The following is a 6,640-nucleotide window of genomic DNA, read 5'->3' on the forward strand; positions in this document are numbered from 1 at the left end:
ACCGAGATGTCCAGCACCGTCGACGTGGTCGTCATCGGCATGGGACCAGGAGGCGAAGCGCTGGCCGGGCAACTCGCCGAAGCCGGCCTGTCCGTGGTGGGCGCCGACGCCCGGCTCGTCGGCGGTGAATGCCCGTACTACGGGTGCATCCCGAGCAAGATGATGATCCGCGCCGCCAACAGCCTCGCCGAAGCCCGCCGCGTACCCGCACTCGCCGGGCAAAGCCAGGTGACACCGGACTACGCGCCCGTCGCGGCGCGCATCCGGGCCGAGGCCACCGACAACTGGGACGACCAGGTCGCGGTGGATCGCTTCACCGGCAAAGGCGGGCGGTTCGTCCGCGGCCACGGCCGGATCACCGGCCCCCGCACGGTGCGCATCGGCGACGAGGAGTTCACGGCGACCCGCGCGATCGTGCTCAACACCGGCACCGACCCCGCCCTCCCACCGATACCCGGGCTGGCCGGGACTCCGTACTGGACCAACCGCGATGCCGTCGTGGCCGAGACGGCGCCGGGATCGCTGATCGTGCTAGGCGGCGGCGCGATCGGGCTCGAACTCGCCCAGGCATTTGCCCGCTTCGGAACCACTGTCAGCGTGGTCGAGGTCGCTGACCGGATCCTGCCCGCGGAAGAACCAGAAGCCGCGCAGGTGCTCACCGACGTGCTCACCGCTGAAGGGCTCACGCTGCACACCGGCTCCCCCACACAGGAAGTGGCCCATGACGGCAACGCTTTCACCGTGGGAATCGCTGGCCAGGAGCTGCGGGCCGAACGGCTGCTGGTGGCCACCGGACGCGCCACCGACCTCGCCGGACTCGGCCTCGCCACGATCGGCCTGGACACCGACCGCAAGTTCGTCGAGCCCGACGAACACCTGCGCATCGCCGACGGCGTCTACGCGATCGGCGACATCACCGGCAAAGGCGCCTTCACCCACGTCTCGATGTACCAGGCCACGATCGCCGCCCGGCACATCCTCGGCGAAGACGGTCCCGGTGCCGAGTACCACGCCGTGCCGCGAGTGACCTTCACCGATCCCGAGGTCGGCGCGGTCGGGCTCACCGAGGTACAGGCCCGCGAGCGCGGTATCGACGTGCGCACCGCAACCACCGAGGTACCCAGCTCCGCACGCGGCTGGATCCACCAGACCGGCAACGACGGAGTGATCAAACTCGTCCAGGACGCCGACCGGGGCGTCCTTGTCGGCGCCACCTCCGTCGGCCCGCACGGCGGCGAAGTACTCTCCGCGCTCGCCGTGGCCGTACACGCCGAAGTCCCCGTCGACCGGCTCAAGCAGATGATCTACGCCTACCCCACCTTCCACCGCGCCATCGAGGACGCCCTCGGCCAGCTGTCCTGATGCCAGGCCAGAGCCACAGAATCGAGTTCACCGGACCGCAAGGCGAGCCGCTCGCAGCACGCCTCGATCTGCCAGAAAGCGCACCACGGGCCTACGCGGTGTTCGTACACTGCTTCGCCTGCAGCAAGGACACCCTCGCCGCAGGCCTGGATCTCGCGAGCTCTGACCGACTTCGGATCGCCGTGCTGCGCTTCGACTTCACCGGACTCGGCGCCTGCGGCGGCGACTTCGCCAACAGGCATCTGGCCGACCGCGGCCGCGACGTGCGCGTGGCGCTGGCCACGCCCGCCGCCCCGCTCGGCGCGGTTACCGCGCACCAGCTCGGCATCCTCGCCCGCACGGGTCTTCCTATCACCACGGGTCTGTCCTTTGTGGATCAGTCTGATGTGTTGATCTGATCGTGGACGCACTCATCGGCTACAGCCTCGCCGGAGACCCCGCCGAACGCTTCGCACTCATCTGCTGGGTCAACGCCCAGCCAGTACCTGTGCACACCCCGAGCGGGCTCGACGTGACCGGCGTCCCCACCGCGACCTTGTGTGCTGGCCACCACGACGTTGACGTTGGCGCTGCCCAAGACCGGGCTCCTGGCGCACGCGAAGCCAGCCAACTCTACATCGCCGACATCTCAGTGCCTCCGCTGTTGTATCGGCGGATGGGCATCGAGGTCGGCGACCTGTTCGGCAACAACTCGATTGTCATGCTGGACGCTGCTGCGGCCTGAAAGGCGGCCAAGCACGACCACCAGTCGATGGTGTCAGCAGGCTGACATTTGCCCTGCCGACCGGGCGACGGCGTCGGTTAGCTCCATGCGACAACGGTCGTGGAGTTGCGAGGTGACGGTTGACGTGGTGGTCGAGGTCTGCCGGCACACCGGCGCGCAGATGTGCGCCCGGTGTTCGTGGACGCGGTCCCGTGAGGCGGTTCTGCTCGTGGCGCGCGGACGGACCGCGCAGACAGCGTCTCCGGTGGGGTGGTGGGCACGGTGCTGTCGCTGGTGAACCAGGGCACGATCCTGAGCGTTACTGCGTACACGAGCACTTGGGTTCGAGTGGCGGTGAACTACGTCGTGCCATTTATCGTCGCTGGCATGGGCTATCTCTCGGTGCGCCGCACGCAGGCCAACACCACGCCGTGGTCCCGGTATCTCGCCGGATTCCACGAGGACCGGGCGGGTATCACCGAGCGGCTGCTCGGGCCGGCGACCGACCGGCGGGGCAAGCGGCCCTACCCGTGGCTGGTGGAGCCGCTACGCGGCCGGACGGACGTGATTCTCGACCTCGCGTGCGGCTCGGCGCCCACCCGCGACCTGCTGCGTGAGGAACCGTGGCTCGGCGTCGATCTCTCGGCCGGTGAGCTGGCGTTGGCCAGGCAGGAAGGGCGGGGCCCGGTTCTGCGCGCCCGCGGCGACCAGTTGCCGATCGGCGACGGCACGGTCGGCGCGGTGTGCGCGGCGATGTGCCTGCCTGTGGTGACTCCGCTCGACGCGGTGCTGGCCGAGCTGAAGCGGGTCCTGCGGCCTGGTGGGATGCTCGTGGCCCTGGTTCCGTCCCGGATGGGGCTCGTGCCCGGCTTGGCAGGCTGGTTGCGGGTCATGCGGGCCCTCGGTATCCGTTCACAGCCCTGGCCCAACCCCGACGCTCGCGACCGGCTGCCGAAAATCCTCCGCGCGCACGGCTTCGTTGTCGACGACAGCCGGCGTCTCGTGTTCCGACGCGATATCAGCGACCCGGGCGAAGCGGCCTTGCTGGTCGAAGGGCTCTATCTGCCCGGCGTCGAGCCCGACCGGATCGACGCAGCCCGGACGGCGCTGGTGTCCTGGGCGAAGCCGGGGCGTCGGCTGCCGTTCCCACTGCGCCGTGTCATCGCTCACCTCCCCGGAATGGAGAACTGATGCCGTATCTGCCGTCGCTGCCCGAGAACGCCGCTCTGCTCGACGTGTTCCGGGCGTACCCGGACACGGCCGGGCCGTTGATCGACTATCACGAGGTCCTGCTGCGCGGCCCCTCCCCGCTGAGCGTGGCCGAACGTGAGCTCATCGCCGTCTACGTGTCCGGGGTGAACTCGTGCGGCTACTGCCACGGGGTGCACACCGCCACCGCGGCGGCCTTCGGTATCCCCGGGACGACACTGACCGGCCTGCTCGCCGATATCGACACCAGCCCGGTGAACGAGCCGCTCAAACCGCTCCTGCGCTACGTCGGCAAGCTCACCCGGACCCCGAGCCGGATGACCCGGGCGGACGCCGACGCGGTGTTCGCCGCGGGCTGGGATGAACGGGCCCTGCACGACGCGGTCTCGGTGTGCGCGCTGTTCAACTTCATGAACCGCCTTGTCGAGGGCCTCGGCATCTCAGCGAGCACGGACTACTCACGGTCTCGGCGCAACGCCTGGCCGAAGGCGGCTACGCCGGGCTCAAGAAGCTGTTCGGCGACGCCCGGTGATCACCCAACCGGACAGCCGCGCGGCGACCAACGAACTCCTGGCCGGGTTGCGCGAGGGGCGATGGCGGCCACGGGCGTGGAGGCGTTTCCTGCTCCACACCACGGGCCGCTCAGTTCACCAAGCCAGGCTGCGACCGCGAGCACTCGCCGAGATCACAGTGCTGCATCTCGTTTTCGCCGCGGTCGGCCGCCGCAGGCGTCCTGTGTGGACGGTGGCGAGCTGGGTGTCCGCCGCCACGCACCTGGGCATGCTCGAACACCGCGGGTCCCTCGGCCTGGCCAACGTCATCACCATGACCCGCGCCAACCTCCCCACCCTCACCTCCGGGTGGGGAGTGCCGGTCGTCGCACTCGCCAGCGATCTCGCCGACGGGCGGCTCGCCCGCGCGCTCGGCACGCAATCCCCGTTCGGGGCAGCTGCGGACTCGCTGGCCGACGCGGCATTCTGGGCTTGGTTCGCCCTGCACCACGAGCCCAGCCGCCGCGTCCGTGCCGCCGCACTGCTGGCCTGGGTGGTTCCCGTCATCGTGGTCACCACCACCAGCGTCGGACGCGGCCGGATGGTGGACGCGCCGCGCCCGGTCCTCGTCCGGCCGGCGCGGCGATGCAGGCGGTGCTCGCCCTTCGGGCAGTCCTCCGCCAGGCAGGCCGCCATCGCACCAGCAGGCCGGGGTAAGACTCTGGGTGACTACTCGTCGATCGCGGACATCCGTGCGGCCGGCTCGCGACGTCGCCGTGAGCCGTCATCGCGACGGGCGGCTGGCCACGGCGTAGCCGGCCGCGGCGAGCGCGTAACCGACGGCGATGACGGCCAGCACCGGGTAGGACTTGCCGGTGTCGGGGAGGGCAAACGCCGCGATCCCGGCTGCGCCAACGAAGGTCGCGTTGAACAGAGCGTCGTAGAAGGAGAACACCCGGCCTCGGAAGCGGTCGGGGATCTGCGCCTGCAGGATGCTCTCGACGCAGATGCGGCTGCCCTGCGCGACCGCGCCCAGGAGCACGGCGGCCACCAGCAACGGCGCCATCCGGTAGGGCAACCCCAGCGCCACCTGCACCACGGCGGCAAGAGCGAACAGGGTGATGATCCACCCGCGCGCAGACCAGCGCCGGGTGATCGCGGGAGTGACCGCAGCAGCCAAGAGCGTGCCGAGGGCCGCCGCGGCGACGACCTGGGCCGCGCCGGCCAGACCGGCACGCAGCATGCCACTGTCGGTGAAGTAGTTGCGGTAGAGCAGCAGCGTAGCGATGGTGGACACGCCGTAGAGCAGCCGATGCGCGCCGATCGCCACCAGCGCGGCGACGACAGGTCGGTGGGCGGCCACATTCCGGGCGCCATCCGTGAGATCGCGCAAAGTGCGGATCAGTGCCGGCGCCGCGGAGCGTGCGTTGTTTCCTGGGCCGAGTGCCGCTGCGGGGAACGTGGCGGCAAGCAGGGCGGAGGCCACGTACACGACGGCCGCGATCACGACAGACAGGGCGGCCGCGGAATCGGTGGCCTCACCGAGGTGACGGATTCCCAGGCCCACTCCCGTGCCGATGGCACCGCTGGCCAGCCCGACGACCGTCCACACCGAATTGGCCGGCACGAGCCGGTCACCGGTCACCACGTGCGGCAGGGCCGCCGAGCTGGCCGCGCTGTGCAGCCGGCCGATGCTCACCGCCACCAACGCGGTGAGGTAGAACGCCGGTCCGGTCGGACCGGTGACGAACAGGGAGGCCGCCGCGGCCACGACGACGACGGCGCGTATCAGATTGCCCAGCGCGAGCACGCGGGTGCGGCGCCAGCGATCCAGCAAGGGCCCGGTGAACGGCCCGATCACGCTGTAGGGCAGCAGCAGCGCGGCGAATCCCAGCGCAGCCTGCCCCGCCGTAGTGGCACGTTCGGGACTGAAGAAAATCGAGCCGGCCAGACCGGTATGAAACAACCCGTCCGCGGTCAGCGAGACCGCCCGCACCCCCAGCAGCCTGCCGAACCCCGGCGTTCGCCACAGAATTCGCAGGTCATGTGCACCGGCGGGACGCGTCACCAGGTTCGGCGCAGGCGCAGCAGGGCATCGGTGACACGACGCATGACGGGTGCCCGGAGCGCGTCGCCCGCCTCGGCGACGGCGGCGTTCCACACACCATCGGACCAGGCCGGGTAGGGATGGACGACGGAGGCGAGATCACGCAGCCGCCCGCGACGAGCGATGAGCGAGGTGAGTTCGGCGATCATCTCCCCGGCCCGAGGGGCGACGATCGTTGCGCCGAGCACCCGGCCCTTGGCGTCGAGCACGACGTGGGTGAACCCGTCGACGTCGTCCTCGACGATCGCGCGATCGACATGCTCGTTGCGCAGCAAGCGAATCCGGACCGCGTCGCCATGACGCTCACGAGCCTGCTCTTCAGTGAGACCGACATGGGCGAGCTCCGGGTCGGTGAAAGTCACCCACGGGATCCGCTCGTGGTCGACGCGACGCACCGGCGCGAGCACCGCGTTGGTGGCGGCGACGCTGCCGTGCATCCCGGCGACATGCGTGAACGGCAGCGCCCCGGTGACGTCGCCACCCGCATAGACGCGGCGATTGCTGGTGCGCAGCTTCGCATCCACGACGACATAACCGCGTTCGTCCAGGCGCACTCCTGCGGTGTCCAGCCCCAGCCCGGCGGTGCACGGCCGACGACCGGTCGCGACGAGCACCTGGTCGACGTCGATCACGCTGGTGCCGTCGTGGCCGTCGATGTCGAGGCGCACTCCCTTGGCATGCCGAGCTGCTTTGATCACGGTGGCCGAGGTCAGCACGCGCACTCCGTCAGCGGACAGGGCCGCCGACAGCGTGATACCTGCTCGGGGT

The 6,640-nt window shown here is 70.2% G+C and carries 6 protein-coding genes and 2 pseudogenes; 6 read left to right on the forward strand and 2 right to left on the reverse strand.

From position 1 onward, the window contains the following. The 6 genes and pseudogenes from BLR21_RS41370 to BLR21_RS44790 all read left to right on the forward strand — a co-directional run. On the forward strand, positions 1–1,362 hold a 1,362-nt coding region (locus BLR21_RS41370; protein WP_338061101.1), incomplete at its 5' end, for a dihydrolipoyl dehydrogenase family protein. Then, the gene (locus tag BLR21_RS41375) at positions 1,362–1,760 is read left to right on the forward strand and encodes an alpha/beta hydrolase family protein (protein ID WP_090015575.1); all 399 of its coding nucleotides are present in this window, start codon (positions 1,362–1,364) and stop codon (positions 1,758–1,760) included. The genes BLR21_RS41370 and BLR21_RS41375, both read left to right, overlap by 1 nt. 2 nt (positions 1,761–1,762) lie before the next feature. Beyond that, positions 1,763–2,086: a hypothetical protein gene (locus BLR21_RS41380; protein WP_090015576.1), complete on the forward strand. Its 324-nt coding sequence runs from the start codon at positions 1,763–1,765 to the stop codon at positions 2,084–2,086. A gap of 252 nt (positions 2,087–2,338) precedes the next feature. Beyond that, positions 2,339–3,256, forward strand: coding sequence for a class I SAM-dependent methyltransferase (locus tag BLR21_RS41385; RefSeq protein ID WP_256335264.1), 918 nt, complete (start codon positions 2,339–2,341; stop codon positions 3,254–3,256). Next, a pseudogene (locus BLR21_RS44785) lies at positions 3,256–3,657 on the forward strand (carboxymuconolactone decarboxylase family protein); the annotation flags it as partial. The gene BLR21_RS41385 and the pseudogene BLR21_RS44785, both read left to right, overlap by 1 nt. Positions 3,658–4,099: 442 nt before the next feature. Then, positions 4,100–4,354 (forward strand): annotated as a pseudogene (locus tag BLR21_RS44790) (CDP-alcohol phosphatidyltransferase family protein); the annotation flags it as partial. A gap of 195 nt (positions 4,355–4,549) precedes the next feature. Here BLR21_RS44790 and BLR21_RS41400 read toward each other — a convergent pair. After that, entirely contained in the window at positions 4,550–5,761 is a 1,212-nt protein-coding gene (locus BLR21_RS41400; RefSeq protein ID WP_090015577.1) for an MFS transporter, read from the reverse strand. Positions 5,762–5,829: 68 nt separating this feature from the next. Continuing rightward, complete coding sequence (locus BLR21_RS41405) at positions 5,830–6,627, reverse strand: FAD-dependent oxidoreductase (protein ID WP_338061102.1); 798 nt, start codon at positions 6,625–6,627, stop codon at positions 5,830–5,832. Between the last annotated feature and the right edge of the window lie 13 nt (positions 6,628–6,640).

It is taken from the genome of Lentzea albidocapillata subsp. violacea, assembly GCF_900100275.1.
GTDB lineage: Bacteria > Actinomycetota > Actinomycetes > Mycobacteriales > Pseudonocardiaceae > Lentzea > Lentzea violacea.

Excerpts from the sequence above, each read along its gene's own strand:
- BLR21_RS41375 (WP_090015575.1), top strand. The coding sequence starts at position 1,362 with ATGCCAGGCCAGAGCCACAGAATCGAGTTCACCGGACCGCAAGGCGAG.